25 protein-coding genes and 1 pseudogene are annotated in these 25938 nt (G+C 45.6%); 17 read left to right on the top strand and 9 right to left on the bottom strand.

The window, feature by feature from the left end:
• The first annotated feature begins 66 nt into the window (after positions 1-66).
• Positions 67-675, top strand: a complete 609-nt coding sequence (locus tag KH703_RS03080; RefSeq protein WP_304294039.1) for a YigZ family protein — start codon at positions 67-69, stop codon at positions 673-675.
• Between the two features lie 221 nt (positions 676-896).
• Here KH703_RS03080 and KH703_RS03075 read toward each other — a convergent pair whose 3' ends face one another.
• Positions 897-2105 (bottom strand): MFS transporter, encoded by a 1209-nt coding sequence (locus tag KH703_RS03075; RefSeq protein ID WP_304294036.1) that lies wholly within the window; start codon positions 2103-2105, stop codon positions 897-899.
• Between the two features lie 162 nt (positions 2106-2267).
• Between KH703_RS03075 and KH703_RS03070 the strand changes: the two genes are divergently transcribed.
• The 3 genes from KH703_RS03070 to KH703_RS03060 all read left to right on the top strand — a co-directional run bounded on the left by KH703_RS03070 (position 2268) and on the right by KH703_RS03060 (position 4298).
• On the top strand, positions 2268-2639 hold the full coding sequence (locus KH703_RS03070) for an HIT family protein (protein WP_304294034.1): 372 nt from the start codon (positions 2268-2270) through the stop codon (positions 2637-2639).
• Positions 2636-3454 carry a cache domain-containing protein gene (locus tag KH703_RS03065; RefSeq protein ID WP_304294033.1) on the top strand — a complete coding sequence of 273 codons (819 nt, stop codon included), beginning with the start codon at positions 2636-2638 and terminating at the stop codon, positions 3452-3454. The genes KH703_RS03070 and KH703_RS03065 overlap by 4 nt, the downstream gene beginning before the upstream one ends.
• Positions 3455-3575: 121 nt before the next feature.
• Entirely contained in the window at positions 3576-4298 is a 723-nt protein-coding gene (locus KH703_RS03060) for a hypothetical protein (RefSeq protein WP_304294030.1), read from the top strand.
• A gap of 91 nt (positions 4299-4389) precedes the next feature.
• Here the strand turns inward: KH703_RS03060 and KH703_RS03055 are convergent, their stop codons facing one another.
• The 6 genes from KH703_RS03055 to KH703_RS03030 all read right to left on the bottom strand — a co-directional run bounded on the left by KH703_RS03055 (position 4390) and on the right by KH703_RS03030 (position 11305).
• Positions 4390-5508, bottom strand: coding sequence for a HAMP domain-containing sensor histidine kinase (locus KH703_RS03055; RefSeq protein ID WP_304294029.1), 1119 nt, complete (start codon positions 5506-5508; stop codon positions 4390-4392).
• A complete protein-coding gene (locus KH703_RS03050) occupies positions 5501-6154 on the bottom strand; it encodes a response regulator transcription factor (protein WP_304294027.1) in 654 nt (217 codons plus the stop codon). Before KH703_RS03050 ends, KH703_RS03055 begins: the two co-directional genes overlap by 8 nt.
• Before the next feature lie 26 nt (positions 6155-6180).
• Positions 6181-7152 carry an NrfD/PsrC family molybdoenzyme membrane anchor subunit gene (gene nrfD / locus KH703_RS03045; protein WP_304294025.1) on the bottom strand — a complete coding sequence of 324 codons (972 nt, stop codon included), beginning with the start codon at positions 7150-7152 and terminating at the stop codon, positions 6181-6183.
• A complete protein-coding gene (locus KH703_RS03040) occupies positions 7145-7711 on the bottom strand; it encodes a 4Fe-4S dicluster domain-containing protein (protein ID WP_304294023.1) in 567 nt (188 codons plus the stop codon). Before KH703_RS03040 ends, nrfD begins: the two co-directional genes overlap by 8 nt.
• A gap of 11 nt (positions 7712-7722) precedes the next feature.
• Complete coding sequence (gene phsA / locus KH703_RS03035; protein WP_304294021.1) at positions 7723-9987, bottom strand: thiosulfate reductase PhsA; 2265 nt, start codon at positions 9985-9987, stop codon at positions 7723-7725.
• 85 nt (positions 9988-10072) lie between these two features.
• Positions 10073-11305, bottom strand: a complete 1233-nt coding sequence (locus tag KH703_RS03030; protein WP_304294019.1) for an MFS transporter — start codon at positions 11303-11305, stop codon at positions 10073-10075.
• A gap of 156 nt (positions 11306-11461) precedes the next feature.
• Here KH703_RS03030 and KH703_RS03025 point away from each other — a divergent pair, with 156 nt between their 5' ends.
• The gene (locus KH703_RS03025) at positions 11462-12028 is read left to right on the top strand and encodes a PAS domain-containing protein (protein ID WP_005870765.1); all 567 of its coding nucleotides are present in this window, start codon (positions 11462-11464) and stop codon (positions 12026-12028) included.
• Between the two features lie 169 nt (positions 12029-12197).
• Here the strand turns inward: KH703_RS03025 and recO are convergent, their stop codons facing one another.
• Positions 12198-12812: a recombination protein RecO gene (gene recO, locus KH703_RS03020; RefSeq protein ID WP_304294013.1), complete on the bottom strand. Its 615-nt coding sequence runs from the start codon at positions 12810-12812 to the stop codon at positions 12198-12200.
• A 93-nt stretch (positions 12813-12905) separates the two neighbouring features.
• On the opposite strand from recO, the gene accD reads away from it, so the two are divergent.
• The 7 genes and pseudogenes from accD to KH703_RS02985 all read left to right on the top strand — a co-directional run bounded on the left by accD (position 12906) and on the right by KH703_RS02985 (position 18397).
• Positions 12906-13805 (top strand): acetyl-CoA carboxylase, carboxyltransferase subunit beta, encoded by a 900-nt coding sequence (accD, locus tag KH703_RS03015; protein WP_005872426.1) that lies wholly within the window; start codon positions 12906-12908, stop codon positions 13803-13805.
• Positions 13805-14256: pseudogene (locus KH703_RS03010) on the top strand (23S rRNA (pseudouridine(1915)-N(3))-methyltransferase RlmH). The gene accD and the pseudogene KH703_RS03010 overlap by 1 nt, the downstream one beginning before the upstream one ends.
• A 9-nt stretch (positions 14257-14265) precedes the next feature.
• A complete protein-coding gene (gene dksA, locus KH703_RS03005; protein ID WP_005872423.1) occupies positions 14266-14622 on the top strand; it encodes an RNA polymerase-binding protein DksA in 357 nt (118 codons plus the stop codon).
• A 2-nt stretch (positions 14623-14624) separates the two neighbouring features.
• On the top strand, positions 14625-15626 hold the full coding sequence (locus tag KH703_RS03000) for a LapA family protein (protein ID WP_304294009.1): 1002 nt from the start codon (positions 14625-14627) through the stop codon (positions 15624-15626).
• Between the two features lie 540 nt (positions 15627-16166).
• A complete protein-coding gene (locus KH703_RS02995; protein ID WP_304294007.1) occupies positions 16167-17093 on the top strand; it encodes a tRNA-dihydrouridine synthase in 927 nt (308 codons plus the stop codon).
• Between the two features lie 22 nt (positions 17094-17115).
• Entirely contained in the window at positions 17116-17553 is a 438-nt protein-coding gene (locus KH703_RS02990) for a hypothetical protein (RefSeq protein WP_304294005.1), read from the top strand.
• Positions 17554-17665: 112 nt separating this feature from the next.
• Positions 17666-18397 carry a metallophosphoesterase gene (locus tag KH703_RS02985; protein ID WP_304294004.1) on the top strand — a complete coding sequence of 244 codons (732 nt, stop codon included), beginning with the start codon at positions 17666-17668 and terminating at the stop codon, positions 18395-18397.
• Between the two features lie 122 nt (positions 18398-18519).
• Here the strand turns inward: KH703_RS02985 and KH703_RS02980 are convergent, their stop codons facing one another.
• Positions 18520-19350 carry a prephenate dehydrogenase gene (locus KH703_RS02980; protein ID WP_304294002.1) on the bottom strand — a complete coding sequence of 277 codons (831 nt, stop codon included), beginning with the start codon at positions 19348-19350 and terminating at the stop codon, positions 18520-18522.
• Positions 19351-19431: 81 nt separating this feature from the next.
• Between KH703_RS02980 and bamA the strand changes: the two genes are divergently transcribed.
• From bamA to thrB, 5 genes are all read left to right on the top strand, one after another.
• Positions 19432-21687, top strand: a complete 2256-nt coding sequence (bamA, locus tag KH703_RS02975; RefSeq protein WP_298831607.1) for an outer membrane protein assembly factor BamA — start codon at positions 19432-19434, stop codon at positions 21685-21687.
• A 562-nt stretch (positions 21688-22249) separates the two neighbouring features.
• Positions 22250-23629, top strand: coding sequence for a M23 family metallopeptidase (locus tag KH703_RS02970; protein WP_304293999.1), 1380 nt, complete (start codon positions 22250-22252; stop codon positions 23627-23629).
• A 50-nt stretch (positions 23630-23679) separates the two neighbouring features.
• Entirely contained in the window at positions 23680-24564 is an 885-nt protein-coding gene (lpxC, locus tag KH703_RS02965) for a UDP-3-O-acyl-N-acetylglucosamine deacetylase (protein WP_304293997.1), read from the top strand.
• On the top strand, positions 24557-25027 hold the full coding sequence (locus KH703_RS02960; RefSeq protein ID WP_304293996.1) for a glycoprotease: 471 nt from the start codon (positions 24557-24559) through the stop codon (positions 25025-25027). Before lpxC ends, KH703_RS02960 begins: the two co-directional genes overlap by 8 nt.
• A gap of 8 nt (positions 25028-25035) precedes the next feature.
• On the top strand, positions 25036-25917 hold the full coding sequence (gene thrB / locus KH703_RS02955; RefSeq protein WP_304293994.1) for a homoserine kinase: 882 nt from the start codon (positions 25036-25038) through the stop codon (positions 25915-25917).
• Positions 25918-25938: the final 21 nt, after the last annotated feature.

Below are 25938 nucleotides of genomic sequence, written 5' to 3'. Positions count from 1 at the left end.
CTCCTTTGATCTTTTTTTGAACTTTTATTATAATGCAAAAAAGATAAAATTCCGCAAAGGAAAGCCTTGAAAACGATTGAAAAAGAGATCAGCGCCGCGCAGGAGATCAAAAAATCAAGCTTCATCGCCTATCTCGCGCCGATAGCGAGCTTTGAGGCGCTGCGTGCGCAGTTGCGGCAGCAACACCCCAAGGCGCGGCATATCGTATGGGCGTATCGCGCGCTGAACGAGCCCGGGCAGATCGTAGAAAACTCAAGCGACGACGGCGAGCCCAAATCGACCGCGGGCGCACCGTGTCTAAACGCACTTCGCGGCGCCGAGCTCATTAATGCCGCCGTGCTCGTGGTGCGCTACTTCGGCGGCATCAAGCTGGGTACCGGCGGGCTAGTGCGGGCATACGCTAGTAGCGCGAATGCCGCGATAGACGCCGCTGCGGACGCCGCAGAGCTAGTGGAATTCGTGCTGCGTAAGAAGTGCATATTTTTCGTGCCGTTTGCGGCGGTGGCGAAATTTGAACATTTTTTAAAAAAATCGGGTTTTATTTATGAAGCAAGCTTCGGTGCTGCGGGAGCGGAGTTTAGCACAGAGTTTAGCGTGGAGGAATTTGAAAAATTTAAAGGCTTTGCAGACGCTCTCGCGCCGGCTCTTAAAATGCTGCACGAGCCGAAATTTTAAAATTTCAAAATTCTATAAAATTTAAAAGCTCCTCTCGGCTAAATTTGAAAGCATAAGCGGATTTTGCATTTTATCGTAGCGGAATTTTAAAGCTAAAGTAAAATTTCATAGTGCGAAACATAAAATCCGATAAATTTTAAAATTTCCAAAATTCTGTCGTAATTTAGCTTGCAAAATTTCGCGAAAATTCCGTCCGTAAATTTCAAAATCCCATAAAATTTTTAAAATTTCACGTGCTTCATCTTAGCTTCACGCATAGGCAGGCTTAGCAGAGCTGCAATAGCCGCTAGTGTCATATCCAAATACCACATATAATCATACGCGCCGTATGCTCGCACCGCAAGACCTCCGATATATGCGCCAAAAAATCCGCCGATTTGATGCGAAAGCATCGTAAATCCAAATAGGCTTGCTAAATATCGCGTCCCTAATAGCTTACCGACGGCAGCCGCAGTAGGCGGTACGGTCGCTAACCAGGTAAATCCTAATCCCACGCTGAAGATATAAAACGTAAGGCTATCTTTGGGCGAGAGCACATAAGCACCAATAAGAGCGATACGCAGGGCATATATACAAAATAAAATGACTTTGCAGCGCACTTTGGAAACACACCAGCCTACTAATAAGCTGCCTACGATGTTAGCGATACCGATTAGTGCGAGCGAAAAGGACGCTACCTGCGCGCCATGCCCGCTTAGTGCTACTTCGCTAGGCAGATGCGTCACTAAAAACGCTACGTGAAAACCGCACGTAGCAAAGCTTAAATTTATCAAAATATAGCTTTTATCGCGCAGCGCTAAACGCAGCACTTCGCCTAAGCTGCGTTTATCTTCTTCATGCAGGCTGGTTTGCTCGCCGAATAGAATTTTACCGCCTGCCAAAAGTCTCGCAAGCGGCAGAATTAGCAAGCTAAGCCCTGCGAGCGTAAAAAATGCGCCGCCGTATCCCAAAGCAGGCGTTGCGATACAAAACCCAATCATTGGCGCAAATAAAAACTGCCCGAACGAGCCGCCTGCATTTAGCACTCCGCTAGCAACCGAGCGGATAGAAAATGGCAGGCGCTTCGCCATTAGGCTCATTAGAATTGGAAAACTACCCGCGCCAAGCCCCAGCGCAAGCCCAAAACCCATCGTTAATACAAGCGCGCTTTCGCTGCTAAATAACGGCACAAGAGTGCAGCTAATCGCCAGAAGCACGCTGCCCCAAAACAGCACGACGTAGGCACCGAGCCTGTCTGCAAGTATCCCACTAAGCGGTTGCGAAAAGCCCCATACCAGCTGCGTAGTTGCCATCGCAAAGCTTACTTGCGCGATGGATAGGGAATTTGCTTGCATTATAGGCTGCACGAAAAGACCTAATGACATACGAATGCCCATCGTAATCATCAAAATCGCCGCGGCGCATAGGATCATTACCCAAACTGATTTCATATATATTCCTTTTAAAAGATAGAATTATAACATAAAAATCACGAATATATCGAGATTTTATAGATATATTTAATTATTGTATTTTAGTATATTATTTATATAAGAGGAATTTACCGAGCTTTAATGGGCTTTGCATTAAAATTCCATTTTCAAGGAGAAGCGATGATTTACGAAGATGAGATGATTTATGTGGAGCGCGAGGAGCACGAAGTGCCGTGGGTGAAGGTCTTTACGAAGGCAAAATTTAAAGAGCTCAGCGACTGCGACGAGGCGACGCTGGTGCATCTGTGGCGCGCCGTGCTTCAGTGCGAAAAGAGCCTGCGGGAGTTTTACGCGCCCGATAAGATCAACATCGCAAGCTTCGCCAACTACGTGCCGCGCGTGCATTTTCACGTCCAAGCGCGCTTTAAAAACGACAGTTTTTTTCCAGAGTCCGTTTGGGGTAAAAAGATGCGAAACGGTAAGCTCGATCTGCCGGAATTTAGCGAATTTGCAGAAATTTTAGCGGCAAATTTAAAGATGGAATTCAGATGATAGGCGCGCGATCCAAAAAATACCTAATCCTTTTCGCGCTTGCTTGCTGCGTCGCTACCTTCGCGTTTTACCTGCGCTTTAAAAACGAGGAAAACGAGATAAAAATCAAGCAGCAGTTCGATTTTAGCGCGAGTTTGTTTGAAAAGATCGTGGACGAAGAGAAGCTAAACGCCTTTGCGATCTCGCTGATTTTATCGCAGAACAGCGACGTGGTGCGCTGCTTCGAAAGCGGCAAACATGGCGAGTGTATGGACGTGACGAAAAAATACAAAGACATCTTAAGCGCGGTGCCCTTCTACACGGGCGTGAAGATACATTTTCATACGCAAAACACCAGAAGCCTGGCTAGGAGCTGGAGCGACGAATTTTACGACGACGATCTGAGCTCGTTTCGCCATTCGCTTTTGCAGATCCGCCATAGTCTGCTTCCAAAAGCGCTCGTCGAGATGGGGCGGTGCGGGGTTTTTATGCGCGGAATTTCGCCCGTTTTTAGCGAGGGCAAATTTATCGGAAGCGCCGAGATAATGCTCGATTTCGAGCACGTCATCGCGCAGATCAACCGCATGGGAAACGATATTTTTATCCTCGTAGATAAGAGGTTTGAGACCGACTGCTTTTACGATAAAATAGGCGTTATCAAGGACTTTATCGTCGTAAACAGCGCGCCGGATTACGACGTTTTATCGATTTTGGCGACGCTTGATTTTGGGGCGCAGAGCTTTATCAAAAAGGACGGGCATTATTTTTACGTGAGGGCGTTTTCGGACGAAAACGGCACGAAGCTGGGCTATATAATTCTGCACCGCGAAGGCTAGCGGCAGGATTTAAATTTAGGCGACCGTGGCTTGTCTGCTTTGTAACGGCGGGCGTTTTAAATTTAATCGTAAAATCGCGGAAATTTGCGCTGAAATTTTAAATTTTAAAAGGAGCGTCGGTATGAAATTTTATAAATCCGTTAAATTTAAAGTGCTAGCTGGAGCGCTGCTTCTGGCGGCGATACTCTGTGCCGCATTTATCCGCATCGTACCAGATTACTCCACTTCACGAGGCTTCGTGATAGTTTCTACTTTCGATTACAACAAATACAAGCAAGGATACTGTCTTAAAGAGGATAGAATTTTACCGAAAGAGGAGCTGTATAGGCGCGCCGTCGGAGAATTTTTAGATAAAGAAATTATCGTATTAAAAAAGATAGCGAGTTATAGAGAGAACGATGATATAAAACATAAGTATTCCACTGATTATTATGAAATGCAAGACTTGAACTTTGAGAATTATCTTAAAATTTTAAAAAACAGCAGCAATAAAGTAAAAACTATTGAGGATTTCTATATTACAGAACTAAAGGCGACCGTAACGGATCCGAAACAATATCTGAAAGTTGATTCTGTCGATAAAATAGTCGGTTTTACGAAGCCTTTGATTTTGTGTTTTGAAGATAGCGTGTTTCTTATGTTGGATAAAAATTTTATAATTGGAGATAACTTTTTGCAATCCAAATCTATTTTGTTATTTGATAAAATTCCAACTGAATATAATTTAAGAACATACTATGAAAAATCTAGCAATTCGCCCAAATATTATTTCGATAATTGCGGCAACGTAAAATACGATGTGGAAAAAGAATACCTAGAAGGTAGGGAACTTAAAGGCGGCTGAAAAGTCGCGTTAAAATAAAATTCAAAAAGCCTTAGCCGCGCGAATTCTACTTCTAAATTTTAAAATTTACGCCTAAATTTAACGCGCCTTCTTAGTCTAAGAGCTTCTGCTTAAACAGCGGGATTTTGTAGCAAAAGGTGCTGCCTTCGTTCGGTTTTGAGCTGACGCTTTTTGCGATTCCGTAGCGCTTGCAAATTTTATCGATTATGTTTAGCCCAAGGCCAAAGCCGCCAAGAGCCGCGTTTTCGCGCGCATATCTCGCCCAGATGGCGCTCGTATCCTTTATGCCGATGCCGAAGTCCTGCACGCTAAAGGCCGCTATGCTTATGCCTTTTTCTAAACGAATGATGACGCGACCGCCGGGGCGCGAATATTTTACGGCGTTGCTTAGCGTGTTGTCGATGAGGCGCATTAGCGAAGTCTCGTCCATAAAAACGCTCACGTCCGGCGCAATGCGGGGCTGCAGGCTTATATTTTTGCTTTTTGCGACCAGATAGATGAAATTTATCCTAGCGCTCAAAAACTCGCTCATATCGATGCGCCGGCTTTTTAGGCTCATTTTGCCGCTTTTGATGAAGTACTCCACGTCCTCGTAAGTAATTACCATCTGCTTAAGCGCGGATTTGATACGCGCAGTGTGTTTGTCGCGCAGCCCAAGCATCTCGGTATTGATGAGCGCGACGCCCAGAGGGGTCTTTAGCTCGTGCATCGCGTCGTTGAAAAACGCCTTGATGAGGTTGCTTTGCTGCGCGTAGAAATTTTTTATGATTTTGTAGTTAAACAGCGCGATGATGAGCGCTACAAAAATCGTGATAAAGATCGTAGAGATCGCGATAAATTCTATCTTTGCGTAGCTTATCTTTTTTGAGATGACGAAAAAATGCAGCTTGCCCTCATGCAGAAAGTGGCGCTTAAAAAATACCCGTCCGCCGAATTTCAGCGTGATAAACGCAAAATCGGGCGGCTGCACACTTAGGTTTGATCTTAAAATTTCGCCGTTTGCGTTTAGGATCGCGTAGTCGTAGATGAGCTCGTCTTTTAGATCGGGATATGCGCCGGCTAGAGCTTCGCCACTTTTTTGTATCAGCTCGGCGACGTCGGCGCTCTCCTCGATTTTGGAGTTTAAATAGATGATATAAAGACTCTCGCTTATAAAAGCGCCGATGATGAAGATCGCGCTAAAAAGCGTAAATTTAAACCCTTTAAGCATTGATCTTATATCCGAGTCCGCGGCTGGAGAGGATGAAGTCGTTACTCGTTTTGGAGCGGAGGTTACTGATATGCACGCGCACATCGACGCTGCCCGCATCGCCGTCCCACACGTCAGCGATGAGCTCATCGACGCTTACGAATCTTTTGATATTGGCGAGCAGAAATTCTATGATTTTGATCTCTTTGGCGCTTAGCGATATCTCTTCGTCCGCGCGTTTTAAAATTTTTAAATTTGCGAAGTAGTGAAATTTATCCGCGATCTTGACGGCGCCCTTTTCGTCGCCGAAATACTTTCGCATCAGCTCGCTTACTCTAAATTTAAGCTCGGCTAGGTGGAAGGGTTTTTTTAGATATTCGTTGCAGCCTAGCTCGTAGCACTGGCTCAAATCGTCGATGTCGCCGAGCGAGGTCATCATCATCACGGGAGTGTTGAGTCCGAGGCTTCGCGCGTATCTCAACACCTCTTCGCCCGAAACCTCCGGCACTTTGATGTCTAAAATCAGCAGATGGTAGGCATTCGCGGCGATCTTATCGCAGGCTGCGTCGCCGCTGGCGCATTCGTCCACCTCGTAGCCAAGCTCCTGTAGATACTCGCTTACGCTGCTTCTATATTCAAAATCGTCTTCTAAAAGTAAAATTTTCAAACCCGTTCCCTAAATTGGGAGCGAGACTACGCTCCCGTGCAAATTTGCCCCGCATATACAACGAAGTAGCGAAGCAGAATGACGCCGCAAAGCACGACGAAAGAATTTAAAACTATAAACGCAGGCTTGTAGGCGTGGTTTTTCAGCGCCGTAAAGGCGATGATGATCGGAGCGATGAGCCCCATGCCTAAAACGCCGATCCAGAAAATTTTACCGTAAATTTCGTGCGTCAAAGCCTGCTGTGCCGCAAGCGCGCTAGTGCCGCCCTCAAAATACATCCCGACAAACAGAATGAATAAAAGCGGAATTTCAAAGAGTATCGCGCGCAGATCAAGCATCAAAAGGTATTTTATGCTATCTTTGTTTAACGAGCCTTTAAAAAACAAAAGTCCCACTAAAATGCTCGCCGCGATGCCGCTGGAAAAGCCGGATAGCAGAAATAAAATCGGTAGCACCGGAGTATTCCAAAGCGGAATTTTCATCACCGCGCTTAGCAAAAAGCCCGTATATGCGCCCACGCAAAGAGCAAGGATAAACAAAACTCGCTCGAATAGTTTAGAAGCCTTGGCGAATGAGCTTAGTAAATTTACGATAGGGCGCAGAAAAGCGAGCAGTTTAAATTTGCAAATTTCCTCGCCGAATACGCATAGCGCAAATACAAAGCTAAACGGCACGTAGATCAAAAGCGCCAAAACGCCGAGGCTCATCACCGAGCCGAAGTTAAATTTGATCAGCAAAAGATAAAAGCTAAATGGCTTGCCCAGATCAAAGATCAAAAGCAAAAGCCCCGCGCAGATCGCAAGTGGCGCCGTGATCGCACCCGCTCTAATCATCGCGTCCCAGATGGAATTTTGCTCGCTTTCGTGGCGATTCCATTTAACTAAAAGCGCCACCATCGTCGCTCCCGCGCTAAGACCCGCCAAAAATAGATAAATTGCAATCGGCCAAGGCCAGTAAATTTCAGAGTATTGGCTCATATCGCCCCACATATTATTCATAGCGTCCTCCTTTTTTGTTTTTGATATTTGCTAGACGCGGTTTGGTGTTTAGATACGCTTTTGGATATTCTACGCTTGTTTTGGCTAACAGTTTGTTTACCTCGGAATTTACGTCATTTACGTCGCCGAAAGTTAAAGCATCCGTTGGGCACACGCTTACGCAGGCAGGCTGCAAACCTTTGCTAGTGCGGTTCGTGTAGCAAAAGGTGCATTTGCCGATAGCGTGCGTGACGGGATCTACAAACCTCGCGTCGTAAGGACAGGCCAGGATGCAGTATTTGCAGCTGACGCAAAGCCTCTCGTCTATGAGCGTTACGCCGTCTTTGGTTTTAAAGCTCGCTCCCGTAGGGCAGACGTCCACGCAAGGGCTATTCTCGCACATAACGCAGCTGGCGCGCGAATAATCTAGCTTCAAATTTGGAAAAACGCCGCTTGTTTTGCCGTGCACCTGCAGCCTATAAACGCCGCCAGGTACGCCGTTTTCGTTCCTGCACGCAACCGAACAGGCTTGGCAACCTATACATAAATTTTCGTCGTGAATCATTATGAGTTTTTTCATAACCGCCCCTTTCAAATTTTAACTATATCGACGCCGACGTTGGTTACCATCGTGCTTACCACAGGACCCGCAGCCGGATCGAGAAGGACGCTTTGGTTCGTGCCTATGCCGTTCGTGCGCTTTAGCCCCGGGCTTACGTGCCCAAAGCCGTGGTATAAAAATAGGCAGTCGTCTCTGATGCCTTGCGTGACGAAAATTTTAGCTTTTTGCTCGCCGAATTTATTTTTGAGCTTCACGATATCGCCCGTCTTTAGCCCCTCCGCCTTTGCAGAAGCAGGGCTGATCCAAACCGGCGATTCGCTCATCATATCGTTTAAAATTTTGACATTTTGCGTATGGCCGTTGGTGTGAAGCGCGGTCTTGCCGCTCATCAGGCAGTATTTGTGCCCGCCGAATACGTCCATACCCTCGGTATTTAAGCAGCCGTATCCTGCGAAAAGCTCCTCCACCTTCGGCGCGAAAAGCTCGATCTTGCCGCTCGGGGTTTTAAATTTCATCTGCGAGCTCATTTCGCCGTTTTCGTCCACGAACTCCGCCGCGGCAGGATATTTATCGATAAATTTAGCCACGAGCTTCGGCTCTCGGTAATACAGCTTCGGCACCTTGTAGCTTACGTAGCCGTTTTTGATTAAATTTGCGATTAGCTCGGCGTTGCCTTTGGCTTGCTGCATACGGTATTCGTCGATATTGTTCCAAGTGTAGTCCTTATCGATCTTCATCACCCTTGCAAGCTCTCTAAAAATTTCATAGCCGCACTTCGTATCGCCCACCGGCTCGACGGCTTTATTTCGCATCACAAATCCCGGCGCGGTGCCGCCTTTGTTTTGAATCGACTCGTCGCGCTCCAAATACGTGGATTCGGGCAAGATCACGTCGGCTAAGCACGCGAAGTCGCTCATATACACGTCGATTGCGAGTACGAAGTCCAGCTTTTTGATCGCTTCTACGCTCTTATCCACGCCCGCAACGTTGATGAGGTGGTTAAAGCGCGTGCTGACCCAGCCTTTTACAGGGTAAGGTTTTTCGCTTAAAATCGTAGGCGCGATCTGCATCAAAACGCCGTGTTTGCGCGGCACGAAGAAATTTTCGCTACCTTCCTCGCCGCAGCCGTCGATGCGAGCGGTCTTTGGAATTTTAAACTCCTTATCCGGGTTTGAGATGGTAGGGAATAGATCCTCTTTGCAAAGCGCGTTGAAGGTTTTGGAATCTTTAGAGAAGTAAATTCCGCCTTTTTTCTCGACGTTTCCCATCAGCGCGTTTGCGATCGCGATGGCGCGCGTGCGGATATATTCGGCCTTGGCGGTCGTGGTTTTATGACCCCAATCGATTATGACTGCGGGAGCCACGGCGTAAATTTCATTTGCGATGCGCTCGATCTTGTCTGCCTTGATGCCCGTGATGCCCTCTTGCCAAAGCGGCGTCGTATCCTTCACGGACTGCTTTAGCTCCTCTAGCCCTACGGCGTATTGTTCGATAAATTTTTTGTCGTATTTGTTATCGCGCAGCCAGACATGAATCAGCGCCATCAAAAACGCCGCGTCGGTTCCCGGCTTTATCGGTAGCCACTCGTCGGCTTTGGAAGCTACGACGCTAAAGCGCGGATCGAGGACCAAAAGCTTTACATCCTCTCTGCTCGCGGCTTTTGCGAGCTTTTTTGTTTTTGAGATGTCGATGCCCTCAAAGAGATTGTGGCCGAAATTTACGATATATTTTGCGTCGCCGTAGTCTCTTTGCATATTGGCGCCGAAAGTGTGCGGCACGGCGATATTATAAGTGATCGGGCAACAGGACCAGTGCGAGTAGATGTTTGGGCTGCCGTAGGCACAGGCGAAATTCATCATCTGAGTGTGGTGCTCGCCCGTTTTAGAGGTAAAAACTACGCTCTGCGGGCCGTATTTTTGCGAAATCTCACCGAGCTTCTGCGCGCAAATTTTAAGCGCCTCATCCCAGCTCGCCTCCCTAAATTTGCCTTCGCCGCGCTCGCCCACGCGAATGAGCGGCTTAATGAGCCTTTGATCGTCGTAGAGCTGATTGATGCCCGCGCCTCCGCGAGCGCAGACCGAGGTTTTGTTTGAAAAGCGATGGTTGCCCTCGATGAGAGCGCCGCGACCGTTTTTGACGGTTACCTCGATAGGACAGCGCGAGGAGCACATCTCGCAGACGCTGGCGACTTTCTTTTCCGTCCCGCCGGTGACCGCGCTAGCGTTTAAATTTAGATTCAATGTCGCTAACGTGCCGATTGCGGCGGTGCTTTTTAAGAAATTTCGTCTATTCATAAAAACTCCTTACCTTTAAATTTCGGTAGGAATTCTAAGGCTTCATCGTAAAAATAAGGTTAATTTTGATAATGCAGCTTTTGGCTTAGACTTCATCTCGAAAGATAAAATGCATCCTGCACCGTATTTTAAAGCCGTAAAATAGCGCCAGCAGTAGCAAAATGCTAATTGCGCCGCAGATTGCAAGGGCTACGCGAGCGCCTAATAACTCGGTAAAAAAGCCTGATATGAGCGCTCCAAATGGCGTACTACCTATTAAAAAGAGCGCGTATAAGCTAAGCACGCGTCCGCGGAATTCGTTGCTTACGTGCATCTGCACGGTGGAATTGATGCTGGAGTTTGTGATTACGAAAAGAAATCCAGTTACGGCAAGCCCTACCGCAGCCCATACGAAGGAATTCGCAGCCCCAGTAAGAGCTAAGCTCATCCCCATAGCGATCGCGCACGATCTTATTTTGCGGATGCCAAGTTTATCAAAAACCGCTACGAAAAGCGCGCCGCAAAAGGCCCCCACGCCTAGAGCCGACATCAAATATCCAAAGCTTCTCTCATCCGCGCCGAGGCTAAGCTTAACAAGTGCCGAGATTGTTACGTTGTAATTTGGCACCAGCGTCGCTACGATAAGTACTATTATCATTAGCTCGCTTAGAATTTTTTTGTGCAAGACATACGAAATTCCAGCACCGATCGAGGCAAAAACGCCTCCGCTTCTGCTAGATAGTGTAGTAGCGGATGGCGGAATTTTTATGAAAAACAGCGAAACGATGATGCCTAAAAAGCTAAGTGCATTGAATAAAAAGCAAAAGCCCACGCCCCACAGCGCCATCACGATCCCCGCAAGTGCGGGTCCTGCGATACGAGCGACGTTAAAGGACATAGAATTTAATGCTATGGCGTTGGCTAGATCGCGGGGCGAGTCGATGAGGTCTTTTACCATCGACTGACGGCTCGGGGCATCCATGCTGGTAAAGATGCCGCTTGCAAAAGCGCAAAATAAAATTTTGCCGAAAGAATATAGCTCGCAAAAGCTCATAATTGCGAAAATTGAGGCAGTCACCGCCATGCCTATTTGAGCAAGCAGAAGGATCTTTTTGCGATTAAACTTATCGAGCAGTACACCGGAAAACGGCGTGAAAAGTAGTGCGGGCAAGAACCTCGCCGCAGCTACGAGGCTGACCTTAAAAGCGTCTGCGGTGATGCTTAGCACTAGCCACGGCAGCGCGACGCTTTGCATCCAAGAACCGATCAGTGAGAGGTTCATCCCGATCCAATAAATTCTAAAATTTGAGTATTTAAGCGATAGGAAGGGATTTTTCAACGCACTGCCTTTTGAAATTTTGATTTGAGATTATACATTAAATTTTAAAAATTCACTTAAAGATTTAACATTTATAAAAATTTAACGAAAATTTAATATTTCTGAAAAGAAAAATTTTATATACTCTGCAATAAATTTTTAAGCAAAGGATTAAAAATGCAAAGACCGACTCCGATTAATCAGGAAATTAAACTCGATGAGAAGCGCTATATCGTTTCCAAAACCGATCCGAAGGGCATTATCACGTTTGCAAATCCGTATTTTTGTATGATTTGCGGCTATAGCGAGCTTGAGCTTTTGGGGCAGCCGCATAACATCATACGACATCCGGATATGCCGCGAATAGCGTTTAAGCTTATGTGGGATACGATACAACAAGGCAAGGATTTTACCGCCGTGGTAAAAAATTTAGCCAAAGATGGGCGCTTTTATTGGGTCATTACGGAATTTACTTCTAAAAAAGATCCTGTGACAGGGCAGATCACCGAATACACGGCATTTCGCAAGGCTCCGCCAAGATCTGCGATCGAAACTATAGAGCCTATTTATAGGGCGCTACTGGATGCTGAAAGAAACGGCGGTATGCAGGCTAGCCAAAAGGCGCTCGTGGACTTTCTAAAAAGCAAAGGCGAGACCTACGAGAGCTGGATCGCAAAGGTCTCAGGCAAATCAAATCCGCTCACCGCAATGTTTTTTAAGGCGATGAAAAAGCTTTTTAGCTAGTTTAGTTAAAATTTAATGCAAACTACGCGCAATGCGGGATTATTCGGCTTTGTGTTAGCAAAGCAAATAAAGCGCAAAGCCATCCCTTCATAAAATTTTGAAATTCTACGAAATTTTAAAATTTAGCTTGAGTTTTGAAATTTCACGTCTTCATAAAGTGCGTTGCAGATCAAAGCCCCTCAAGCGTTATGTCGTAGAGCCTCTCGACAGTTTCGTCGTTTAAATTTAGCGTCTTTTTACTTCGTAAAAATTCTAAAATTTCATCCTGCGCGAAGCCCGCTCTTTGCGCACAATGCTCGTGCGCGGGCAAAAAGCCGCGGCATAGCGTGATATCTTCCGAAATTTCTTCGTCGCATAAAAAACAATATGGCTCGTCGTGCAATCGCCCCTCAAATTTTAAAATTTCGGCGTAGCTTTCTACGATTATGCGACGCGGATTTTGTTTGCCGAAGCGCACAGAAGCCCGGCTTAGCAGCTCGTAATAGAATTTATCCAGATGCTCGGCGTCTTTTAGATGCGCGTGTAAAAGCCGCATGAACTGCTGCCAAAACAAGAGCTTCTCGCGGTTTCCGAGCCACGCGTATCCTAGATGCATTACTCCGCTAAGACGCGGCAGGAAGTTTTGATTTTGCGAGAGTTCGAAGTCGATTTTATAGCCCTGGATGATGTTTGAGTGGCGCGCGCCGTAAAAGCGGTACGCACGCACGAGCGCACTTTCGCTTAGCACGTCTACGATGCAGTCCTCATCCCTAACCTTGGTCGTTTTTAATATAAATCCTTGCATTTTCCTATTTTAGCGAAATTCACATATAAATTTAAATAAAGAATTTTAGGTTATAATCAGAAGTTTCATTTCATAGAATTTAAAGGAAATCATATGAATTTTGGAGATCTATTTTCAAAAATACGTAGGACGCAGCCTGCGCCGAGCGAAGCTCCTACGCACTGGATAAAGTGCCCAGGATGCGGCGCGCTGATGTATAGCAAAGAGGTCGAGCAAAATCATAGCGTTTGCCCCAAGTGTAACTATCACCTTCGTTTTGACGCGCAGGCTCGCATCGATCTGATCTGCGACGAAGGCTCTTTCGTGGAGTACGATCAAAATTTGCAGCCCGTCGATCCACTAAAATTCGTCGATAAAAAATCCTACAAAAAGCGCATCTCCGAGAGCAAGGAAAAAACGGGCAGGTTTAGCGCGGTGATCGCGGGCGAGGGCGCTATAAGTCGCCAAAAAATTCAGCTCGTGGTGTTTGATTTTAACTTCATGGGCGGAAGCCTGGGCTCCGTGGAGGGCGAGAAGATCGTGCGCGCCGTAAAACGCAGTCTGGATAAAAACGAGCCGCTAATCATCGTAAGCGCAAGCGGCGGTGCTAGGATGCAAGAAAGCACCTTTTCGCTGATGCAGATGAGCAAAACCTCCGCCGCGCTTAAAATTTTATCCGAGCATAAAATTCCTTTCATCTCCGTTCTTACTGATCCTACGATGGGCGGCGTAAGCGCGTCCTTTGCGTGGCTGGGAGACATTATCATCGCAGAGCCCGGTGCTCTTATCGGCTTTGCCGGACAGCGCGTTATCAAGCAAACCATAGGCGCGGATCTGCCGGAAGGCTTTCAGAGATCGGAATTTCTGCTCGAGCATGGATTAATTGATGCGATCGTGCCTAGAGCTGAGATGAGGCAGTATCTAAGCGATATAATCAACGTGCTTAGCAAAAACGCTGTGCAGATCGATGATACTAGCGATAAGTCGTTGCACGAAGAGGGAAGCGAAGAGTAGTGCAGATAACGGTAAATTCCATCCAAAAGGGCGCGGACGAGTTCGCAGGCGCAATAAGCGATTATAAAAAAATGGCGGCTAAATTTGCCGAAGTGCGAGAGCAGACCTTTTTTAGCGCTAATATCGCTCGCGCCCAAGCAGCGTCCCGCGAGCTCGCACTTAGGGCATACGATGAAGCTTATCTACCGCGCCTTAGCGGATACGTCGTAGCTCTGGATGAGCGCGGGCAGGCACTAGACAGCGTGGAATTTGCGAGTATGCTAAAGGATAAAAGCGCCGTGTCGTTTTTCATCGGCGGCGCTTATGGGCTTAGTGAAAATTTTAAGGCAAAAGCCGATAAAATAATCAGTCTTAGCAGGCTTACGTTAGCGCACAAAATCGCTAAACTTTTGCTTTTTGAGCAAATTTTCGCGCTCTGTGCATTAACGCAAACCATCCATATCACAAATAAAGGGAAGTAATGAAGAAAAACGAGTTGAAATTTTACAAGAAAATTTTAGAAGAAAAAAGAGAGCAACTTATCGCCAATATTAATAGCTCTGTAAATGAAATTTCGGAATTGCGCGAAAATAAAGCTGCGGATGATTTTGACGTAGCGAGTATGAATACGGATTTAAGCATCGAATATTCGCTCAATGTTAATCAACAAAAGGCATTTTTAGAGATCGAAAGCGCGCTTAAGCGCATCGAAAACGGCACTTATGGGCTTTGCGAGAGCTGCGGTGAGCAGATAAGCTTAGAGCGCCTTAAGGTAAATCCGGAGGCGAGATTGTGCATTTCGTGCAAGGAACAGGCGGAAAAGCAAAATAGGAGTTAGCTATGAAAACCAAGCAATTCTTTTTATATTCGATCGTCTATATCGCAATCGTCGCGATTTTGGTCTTTACGCAGCAAAGCAGTAGCTATACGCTAGGGCTTTTCGGTTTTACTCTTACGCTTCCTGTGGCAGTGTGGATCGTACTGCCGTTAATTTTATATATGATTTTAGCGATTTTTCATATCGTTTTTCACAGCTTCGCGTTTTACCGCACAAAAAGGGCGATCGCAAAGGATCTAAGTGCATACGATGCGATGAGTAAAGAGGTTTTGCTGGGTCTTGATACCAATAAAGACTTTAAAACCGAGTATTTTAAAGACCCGAGCGAGCTTACTAAAATTTTATCTCCGTGGTACGATAGCACCGGCATAGACGTCAAAAATGAGGATCTAAAAGAAGTTATAGGCGTTATCGAGAAGGTTAAAAACGGCGAAGTTGCGGATCTGCGAAAATATAAACTTCCTAAAGATAACGGACTATTTTTGCAAAACGAGCTCAATCGCCTCGACGCCGAGCCTGCGTATGCGTATGAAATTTTAAAAACCAAAGGCGTTTATAGCGAAAATATCACTAAAAAAGCCTATGCCGTAGCGCTTGCCAAAGGAAGCTACGATAAGATCAAGGCCTATAAAATTCCTAAAGATATAGCTGAGGTAAATATTTTAGTGGATCGCGCGGTGAATGACGCGAGCTTTGAGATCAGCAGCGAGGAGCTTTTCGATCTCGTAAATAATGAAAAATTTAGCGAGCAGGATTTTATCGGCTTTGCTAAAAAGCTAAAAAATCATCTCGCTCCAGAGCAATACAAAGCCTTTTTCGAGCGGCTCAAAAACGAGAATCAAGAAGCGACGGAGGCATATCTGTACGCGCTATATGAGCTTGGCATGATCGACGAGTTTAGAGAACAGCTAAGCCTTGCCGACGGCGACGAGTTTGAGAAGTTTAAAATTCTGCTATTTTTGCGCGATAACGGCAAAAATGTTCCTGCGTCGCTGTTATTTTAGCTCGGTAATTTTGCGAGTTCGTTTTGTGCAAATAAAGGAAGCCACCTTTTACGCTCTTTGCGGCTATCAAACACAGCCTGCGCGATAAATTTTAAAGTGCGGATAAAATTTTAACTCGCGCAAATTTGAAATTTCAAAATTTATCGAAAGATCAATGCGCACAAGCGGTAAAATTTAAAAGATTTGTTTGTGTAGTGCGCGCGTAAACGGATTTTGTATTTATGCTACGAAATTTAAAATTTAAACGTAAAGCGCAAGACTTGCTAGCCGAATAAAGTGCTGAAATTTTAAAATTTCATGCGGCGTTTTGAAAGCTGCTTGCCAGGTTCGCCGTGCAAATAAAATTTGGTGGCGATCATCTTTGCTGCCGTTTTGCCGCCATGCAAATTAGCCAAGCTTAAAAATAAAATTCGCGCCTAAATGCGAATACGTAGCCTATGAAATTTAAAATTTTAAAGCTCGCGGCAAAACCCGCTGCAAGCATTGCGGTATTAAATTTAAAGGTTTAAATTCGGACGAAATCAAAATGAGAAATTTAAAATGACGGAAGATTTTTTTAAAAGAAACCCTCTATTTTTGGCGCCTTTGGCGGGCTTTTCGGATCCGCCGCTGCGGGGCGTAGTGAAAAAATTCGGCTGCGACGCTACCGTAAGCGAGATGATAAGCACAAACGCCCTTGTTTTCGAGGGCGAAAAGACGCTAAAGATGCTCGAAAAAAACGCCGCCGAAACCCCATTTTTCGTGCAGATCGCAGGCAGCGATGCGGAGATCGTCAAAAAGGCGGTTCTGCTCATCAATAAATTTGACGGCATCGACGGCATCGATCTAAACTGCGGCTGCCCCGTTCCCAAAGTCGTAAAGCAGGGTGCTGGCTCGGCGCTGCTGCTCGATCTACCCCGCCTATCGCGCCTGGTTGAGACGATCAAAAAGTATTCGAATAAAAAATTTACGAGCGCGAAGGTTCGGCTGGGCTTTGGCGCCGTGGATATCGAAAATATCGCGCGCGCTGTACAAAGTGCAGGGACCGATTTTATCGCGATTCACGGCCGCACCAGGGCGGGCGGATACAGCGCGGCGGTGGATTACGGCGCGATCGCAAGAGCTAAACGCGTGCTGCAAATCCCCGTGATCGCAAACGGCGACATAAACTCCTCCAATGCGCCCGCAGTGCGAGACCTTAGCGGCGCAGACGCGCTGATGATCGGTCGCGCGGTCATCGGCAGGCCGTGGATATTTCGCGAGATCAAAACGGGCAAGCAGGCAAGCGACGCGCTAAAAAGGGAGGTCGTGCTCTATCATTTCGCTCAAATGCTAAGCCATTACGGCGTGCGCGGCGTAGCGATATTTCGCAAGCATCTGCACGAATACTCCAAGGGGCGCGAAAATGCCGCGAGCTTTCGCGAGCAGATCAATCACGTCGCCGCCGAGAGTGAGATGGCGCGGCTGATCGAGGAATTTTTTAGTTAAATTTATAATTTTAGGAACTCTGATGATTATTTTAAAAATTATAGCCTGCGCATTTTCGATGAGTTTTTGCTTGATGAATATTTCGAGCTTGGGCGATTTTGTGGTATGGCGGATTTTTGACACGTCTAGCGTCTGGGATGACGATCCCTTAGAATGGCTACAGCAGAAGTGCGTATATTTCCTATTTTTGTGGATATCTTTTTGCGGGGTTTGTGCGGTGCTTGCCGCAAAGCTAAAGGATTTTGGTAAGCTCACGGATTTTTTCGTAAATTTATTTTTGCCTACAGCAGCAGTTTGGATACTATCGCCATTTTTAGGGATGATGATTGTGGCGCTGATTGTTTCAGATTTGCATCTTGCCACGTTTTATTCCTCATTGCTTAGCGCATTAATATTTATCGTTCTTTTTATGATCGTCGTAGCTGAGGTCCTAAAGCGGGTTTATCCGTCCAAGTCCTAGCGCGCGAAATTTTAAAATTTAGCGCAGAGCTTTGCCGCGAAATTCTCGCCTGCCGCCTATAATCACAGCTCGCGCGTTAAAAGGCGATGGCGTTAAAATTTAAGGAGAAATTATGCAAAATATCTACATCATAGGCGATGTGCATGGCTGTTACAGATCGCTTTTGGCGTTAATAGAACAGCTGCCGCGTAAATTTGATAGTAAAATTTGCTTTGTGGGCGATCTGATCGACCGAGGCCCTGCGAGTGCGGATGTGGTGGAGCTAGTGCGCACTCGCGGATATGACGCAGTGATGGGCAATCATGAAAGGCGCTTCATACGCAATGCAAAAACCGCTCTAAGATGCGCAAAAACGGGCAAATTTACTAGCTCAAACGACCCTTACGCATTTTTTAGCTTGGATGAAAGCTGGCTGTTTAATAACGGCGGTAAGGCGACGCTAGCGTCGTATTATCGTCACGGAGGCATGAAGCAATGCAAGGAGCATCTGCGGTTTGTCTCGCGGCTGCCGATTTACCTGGAGTATGATTTGCGTGATGAAAGCGGTCGCGCGCTCGTCGTATTGCACTCCGCAGTGGGTCGCGCGTGGGGGATCAGACACGATGCAGAGCGTACGAAAAGCTTCGCAGCTCACGTGCTAAGCGGGCGTGGCGACGATAGCGCGAATGATGGAATTTTTAACGTCTACGGGCACACGCCGGTGAAAAAGCCCGTCATTGCGGAATTTAGCGCAAATATCGATCTGGGCTGTGTTTATAAAAAGCACTGGGGTGAGAAGGCGAGGCTTTGCGCGCTGGAGTTTCCCTCAAAGAAAATTTTTACGCAAGAATGCATAGATTTTTGAGTTCGTATCCAGGCTCACACGTATTAAAATTTAAATTTACGCAGGCTATTTGAAAGCGAAATTTTAGAATTTAAAAGCGTGCTCTTGCGGCTCCCGTCGCGCAGTCTAGCCGCGCTGAAATTTTAAATAATATCCCTTAGCTTACGCGCTTCATACATCCACGCCTCAAGCTCATCCCAGTGCTCGTCACGAATCATCTGCACGCAAATTTCAAGCTCGTTTTTAAAAGCATCGATCGCGCCCAGCAGGTTCGTGCGGTTTTGCTTAAAAATATCGACCCACATCTGCGGCGAGCTTTTGGCGATACGGCTCATGCCCGAAAAGCTACCGCCGGCTAAATTTATGATGTTGCGGCGATTTTCCTCTTTTAGCACGCTATTTACGAGCGAGTAGCTGATCGCATGCGGCAGGTGTGAGATGAGCGCCACGTGGTGATCGTGGCTTTTTGCGTCCATAAATACGATCTTCATCCCCGCGAACGAAAAAATTTCGACCGCTCGTTTGATATGCACTTCATCCGCGCCGTGATCGTCGCAGATGACGACTACCGCGCCGTTTAAAAGCTCTTTAAACGCCGCTTGCGGGCCGGAATCTTCGGTGCCCGCCATCGGGTGAGCTGCGATGAAATTTCGTCTGATTTGCGGCGGGCAGTTTTGCAAAATTTTAAATTTAGTGCTTCCCAGATCGATGATTGTCGTCTCGCTTCTGCAGTCGCTTAGTTTTTGCAATGTCTCAATAATTGCCTCCACGGGGATTGCGAGAAAGATCGCGTCACAGATTTGCTTCATCTGCTCTAGGCTTAAAATTTCATGCACGAGCCCGAGCCGTAGCGCTTCTTTTTCGTTTTCGCGGCTGATGTCGCAGCCATAGACGGCGCTAATTATTTTGGTGCTTTTTAAACATAGCCCAAGAGAGCCGCCGATGAGACCCAGGCCGATAATTCCTATCTTCATAAAATTCCTTTTTGATATATGCAAGTTTTAATTTTAATGTGGTATTATACGCAAATTATTTTCGTTTTTAGGTAAAATTTTATGAAAAAAAGCGTTTTTTTACTCTTAGTAGGCGGGATTTCCGTGGCGTGCGCCGCACAGATCAAATCCATTAAATTCGAAGGTCTTAGGCATCTTTCTCCACAGGTCGCACAGCAAATTTCAGGACTTAAGGTAGGCGATGAGCTTAACGGCGAAAACACCAATGCTGCGATCTCAAAGCTATTTGAGCAGGGCTATTTCAGCGACGTTTATATCAGCGAACAAGGCGGCGCGGTCACTATCAACGTAACCGAAAAACCAACTATCGCTAAGGTCGAGATCAAAAACGTAGTTACCAACGACCGCGATAAGATAAATGAGCTCATCGGTTTGCGTCCGGGTCAGGTTTACGATGAGGTGGCTGCTAAAAAAGCGGAGACCCGCATCAAGCAATACTACGAAGTCAAGGGCTTTTTCGACACTGTGGTGGAATTTTATCCAAAGCCGATAAACGACGATAAATCGGTCATATTACTAACGATCGAGGTAAATCGCGGCGAAAATATCATCATCGATAAGGTAAATTTAGTAGGTGCGGACAAGCTCGACTATGATGATATAGAGCCATCTGTTGCCAATAAAGAACGCGAGATGTTGGGCTGGATGTGGGGCTTTAACGATGGCAAGGTAAAAACCGCAGAGCTTCCTAACGATGCAAATAGAATTCAAGAAGAATATTATAAAAAAGGCTACTTAGACGCGCAGGTTTCGGCGCCACTACTTAATGCCGATATGGATAATTACACTGCCGATCTTACCTACTACATCAGTGAGGGCGAGCAATACACCGTAAGCTCCGTAGATATCGAGTATCCTGCAGATATAATCAAGCTTGATAAAGAAAAGGTTTTGGACGATTTTAAGCTTCAAAAGGGCGATACGATGAATTCCGAGCGTTTGCGTCGCGATATGAATACGCTAGAAACTTTAGTCGCCGATCAGGGATACGCCTATGTGCGCATCGTGCCTAAGACTAAGCAGGACAAAGAAGCTCGCACAGTCGCTATCACGTATCAGGTTATCCCAGAGGATAAAGTCTATATTAGAAACGTAACGATCTCAGGCAACGATAAGACCGAGGATAAGGTCATCCGCCGCGAGATGTATCTGACCGAAGGAAATTTATATAGCAAAACCGACTACAACGATTCGTTAAATTCTTTAAAACGCACGGGATATTTCGATGAGGTGGAGATTAAAGAAAACCGCGTTTCTAACGATCAGATCGATCTTGAAGTCGCAGTCAAAGAAGCTCCTACGGGCTCTATCACGGGTGGTATTGGATATGGCAGCGAGGATGGAATTTTACTTAGCGGCGGTATCAGCGATCGTAACGTATTTGGCACCGGCCTTCACGGCGCATTCTCGGTCGAAAAGAGCGACGATCAGTTAAGCGGACGTTTGAGCTTAACCAATCCTAGAGTATTTGATTCTGAGTATAGCTTGGGCGGATCTATCTTTGCCAATGACTATGACTGGGACGATTACGATGAGAAATCTTACGGATTTTCAATCACGGGCGGTCGCAAGATCGGGCGCAATACCGATGTAAGCCTTACATATTATCTCGAAAAAAGCGAAATCAAGGGCTTAAATGAATATTACGCCAAAGCAGGCTATCTAGATGGCAAGAATTTAAAAAGCTCGATTATCCCGTCTATTACATATAACAGCACCGATGATTATTACTTGCCAAGAAGCGGTATGATCGCAAGTGCTAGCTTAGAATACGCGGGTCTTGGCGGCGATATGGACTACACCAAGGCGCGAGGATCATTTAACTACTACTTTGGCTTGCGAGATTATATCGATCACGACATTATCTTTAGATACAAAGCTGCAACGGGCTATATGTGGGAAGGTAATAAAAAGATCCCGATCAACGAAAAGCTATTCCTAGGCGGAATGAAAAGCATTAGAGGCTACGAAGGTCGCAGTATCCCGAAAAAAGAGATCTGCTTAAATTCAAATAATTGCCGCTATATTGAGACGGGCGGTATGCAGAGCTTCAATAACTCTTTTGAGCTAAGCTTTCCGGTGGTCGATAGGCTTAAAATGCGCTTTGTAACGTTTTTTGACTACGGAATGATCGGCGATCATGACTGGAACGAGGAGGAGCGCTACAGCACGGGTGCTGGTATCGAGTGGATGACGCCGATGGGGCCTTTGCAGCTATATTTCGTTAAGCCGCTTAATAAAAAGCCGCACGACGACACAAATAGCTTCGAATTTAGTATCGGCGCTAGATTTAATTAAACGCGACGACTTGCGAACGTTAAGGCGTGCGTAGAATTTCTACCGCACGCCTTAAAATTTAATAACGCTCGCGATTTTAGCTTTTTGTGTAGCGCTTATTTGCAGCTATTATAGGCGGTTGGTTTGAGCTAAATTTTAATTGGAATTTCCGCTCGGCTTAGGATGAAATTTAAACGCATAGCTTGTTTTGAATTTTTTAGAATTTTATTTATCAAAATAGTTTAAATTTTCATTCGTCTAGCAAAATTTTAGGTTAAGAGTTCTAAAAAATCAATACAAGCCATTAGCATAATTTAAAGAAATTCTAATATTGAAATTTTAAAGATCACGATATAAACGATTAAACGTCGCTTTGTCGCGCGCAGAATTTCACTGCTTAGTATTTAGCGCGCCACCAAATTTTAAAGCTCATAAATTTTGAGATTATAAAATTGCTAGAATTTAAAATCTGAAATTCGCCTCTTAAATAGCTAAAGATTTGCGTTAAATTTTGCCTCGCTTTACCGATAATTTAAGTTAAGCTTGTAAAATCGCGCTTTAAAATCATATCAAAGGCTCTTTTATGCGTAGAAATGGCAATGGAACGAAGCTTAAAATTTTAATATTTCTTATTATAATATGCGCTTTGGTTTATGGAATTTTTAGAATTTTTACCTCGCCGAAATTTGAAAAAAATCCTCCGCAAATTGCGCTGGAAAATGAAATTTATTGGAATTTAACCTCGCCTTTGAAGATTAAAATTTCAGATGATACCGGCATTAAGCTCGTTCGCGTTAATTTAAACGACGGAGCCAGCACGATACCGCTACTAAATGAGGAGCTGAACGTTCCGCAAACGACGCTAGAGCTTGCCGTGCAATTTCCTAAAAATTTGATGCTTAATAAAGATAAAAACTACAAGCTCGAGGTTTTTGCGAGCGATATTAGCTCGTGGAATTTTGCGCAAGGAAATAAGAGCGTAAAAACGACAAATATAATAATAGACGACAAAAAGCCCGTCATAAATATCATCAATCAATCCTATAAAATCACCAAAGGTGGTAGCGCCGTAGTCGTATTTTCGGCAAAAGACGAGCGCCTAAACGAAGTCTATGTCGAAACCAACTATGGCAAAATTTTTAAAGCGATTCCTTTCGTAAAAGATGGCTATTATGCGTCTCTCGTAGCGTGGCCTGCAAATTTAGAGGAATTTCGCGCAGAAGCGGTCGCCACTGATCGTGCAGGCAACGAAAGCATTTCGCAGATCAAGTATTTTTATCAGGACAAAAAATATAAAGTCTCTACTATCAAGCTGAATTCGGGTTTTATTAACGGTAAGGTAAGTGATCTGGCTAGCCAATATGCGCAGAATTTTAACTCGATGAGTGATCTGGAAAAATTTAAATTCGTAAATGAAACTTTGCGTAAGAAAAACGGGGATGACCTGCACGCTGCCACTAGCGCGGTGCACGAGGATAAAATAAATGGATTTGAGCTAAAGCCTTTTTATCCGCTTGCTAAAGGCGCAGCGGTAGCAAGCTTTGCCGATCATCGTATATTTTTTATGAACGACGAACAAGTAAGCGAGTCATGGCATATGGGGCTCGATCTAGCAAGCGTTGCAAACGCCGATATCAAAGAGAGCAACTATGGCAAGGTAGTTTTTGCGCAGGAAAATGGAATTTTCGGATTAAATTTAGGAATTTACTATGGCTTTGGATTATACGGCATCTACGGACACTGCTCGGCGACGCAGTTAAGTGTGGGCAGCGATGTAAAGCCGGGCGACATTCTAGCACAGACGGGCTCAAGCGGCTTTGCTTTCGGAGATCATCTGCATTTTGGCATCGTAGTTCAGGGCGTGGACGTAAGACCCGAGGAGTGGATGGATCCTAAGTGGATGAAAGATAACATTACCGACGTCTTAGAATCGTCCAAAAAAGTAATAGAAAAAGGTAAGTAAATTTTAAAATTTTCGCTATAATGCGCGGGTTAATGAAAACGAGGATAGAAATGAGACAGACAACGATAGCTAAGAAAGTCCATAACGTCGGCATCGGGCTGCACAAAGGTGAGCCTATCAGACTTACGTTAGAGCCTTTAGAGGCGGGCAGTGGAATCGTATTTTATAGAAGTGATCTTGGCATTAGTTTTAAAGCCGAGCCGGAAAACGTCATAAATACGCAGATGGCAACCGTCGTAGGAAATGAGAAGGGCTATATATCAACGATAGAGCATCTAATGAGCGCCATTAATGCCTACGGTATCGATAATATCCGTATCATCGTCGATGCCAACGAAATTCCTGTAATGGACGGAAGCTCCGCGAGCTTTTGTATGCTTTTGGACGAAGCGGGAGTAAGAGAGCTCGACGCGAATAAAAAAGCCCTCATCATCAAGCGAGCCGTGGAGATTCGCGAGGGAGATAAGCTCGTACGGCTAAGTCCTAGCAAGAGCCCGAAATTTGATTATACAATTAAATTTAGCCATCCGCTCATCGGTACTCAGCACCATGTTTTTGAATTTAGCAAAAAAGCCTATCTTAAAGAAATTTCGCGCGCCAGAACTTTTGGTTTTTTGAAAGACGTACAGGCGCTACGTTCCATGGGTCTAGCTCTAGGCGGTAGTTTAGAAAACGCCGTCGTAATCGATGAGAATAAAATTTTAAATCCGGAGGGATTGCGCTTTGAAAATGAGTTTGTCCGCCATAAAATTTTAGATGCAATCGGCGATCTTGCGCTCGTTGGCGCTCCGATTTTGGGTGATTATACGGCATTTGCGGGAAGCCACGATCTAAATCATAAGCTCACTTTGGCGGTTTTGGCCGATGCGAAAAATTTTGAGCTAGTAGATCTTACCGCCGAGGTTGTGCGCGAATATCAAAAAGTCTTTGCTTAAGGCTGCAAAAATTAAAGAGGTTGAAATTCTAATCGCTGCTCTTAGCGCTCCGTGCCTGCTCGGTGTGTATGAAAACGGCGCCAAGATAGCGGAATTTGCAAGCGTTGAAGGCGAAAAAGCCGATAAATTTCTGATCTGCAAATTTAGAGAAATTCTAAAAACTTATAAAATCAAAGAGCTCATCTACGCAAATACTCCCGGCAGCTTCATGGGTATGAAGGTAAGCTACGTGATATTGCGCACGCTTAGCATCGCTCTTGATGTGCCGCTATACGCAATCAGCGGCTTTGAGCTAAGCGGCTTCGGACCGATCAGAGCAAATAAAAACTTCAGCTACGTTTATGAGAACGGAGAAATCAAAATGAAAAAATGCGCCCCCGCCGTGCTATCTTTGCCGCAGGATTTATCGGTTTTAAATAAAAGCGATGATATACTTCCAAATTACATCATAGAAGCGGTTTAGGAGAGAGCTTGATTATAAGAATTCCTGCGACGAGCGCAAATTTAGGCCCCGGTTTCGACGCGCTCGGCCTTAGCCTAGGGCTATTTAACGAAGTAGAGATTATCGAGCAGAAGTTTTTTTGCGTATCGCTTAGCGGCGAGGGTAGCGACAGAGCGTGGCTTAAGAAGGGCAACGCTTTTTTGAATATTTTCAATGAAATTTACAGAAAACTAGGCGGCGGGCAAGAGATAAATTTTAAATTTGCTTTTCACAATAACATCCCGTTTTCGCGCGGGCTGGGCAGCAGCTCGGCCGTGATCGTAGGCGCCATCGCAAGCGCTTATAAAATTTGCGGTTTTGAGATCGATCGCGCTAAAATTTTAAACATGGCGCTGGAATATGAAAACCACCCGGATAATATCGCGCCAGCAACGCTCGGCGGCTTTGTCAGTAGCGTCGTGGACGGCAAGACGGTTCGCACGCAAAAATGCGAAATTTCGCAAGATCTGCAAGCTGTCGTCGTTATCCCCGATACGCCGATGCCTACGAACGAATCTCGCGGCAAGCTGCCTAAGAGCTTTTCGATCAAAGATTGCGTTAGCAACCTCTCGCACGCGGCGTTTCTGAGTGCTTGCTTTATGCGACGCGACTACGACAGCTTGCGCTACGCCTGTATCGATAAGATGCACGAGCAGATGCGCATGGGCGTGCTTCCGCAGCTTTTTAAGGTGCGAGAGATCGCCTATGATAACGGCGCGCTTATGAGCTCGCTCTCCGGCAGCGGCTCAAGCTTTTTAAATTTAGCCTACAGATCCGACGCCGCAAAGCTTAAAGCCTGCCTTAGCGAAAATTTTAAAAACTTCCGCGTCGAAATTTTAGAGATCGACAACGGCGGCTTTAATATTGACTAAGAAAAATAAAGATATAATCGC

Source organism: Campylobacter gracilis, from assembly GCF_018374135.1.
GTDB classification, from domain to species: Bacteria; Campylobacterota; Campylobacteria; order Campylobacterales; family Campylobacteraceae; genus Campylobacter_B; species Campylobacter_B gracilis_A.
Note: the sequence above shows the minus strand (reverse complement) of the source record. Positions and strands in the feature narration are given on the sequence as shown.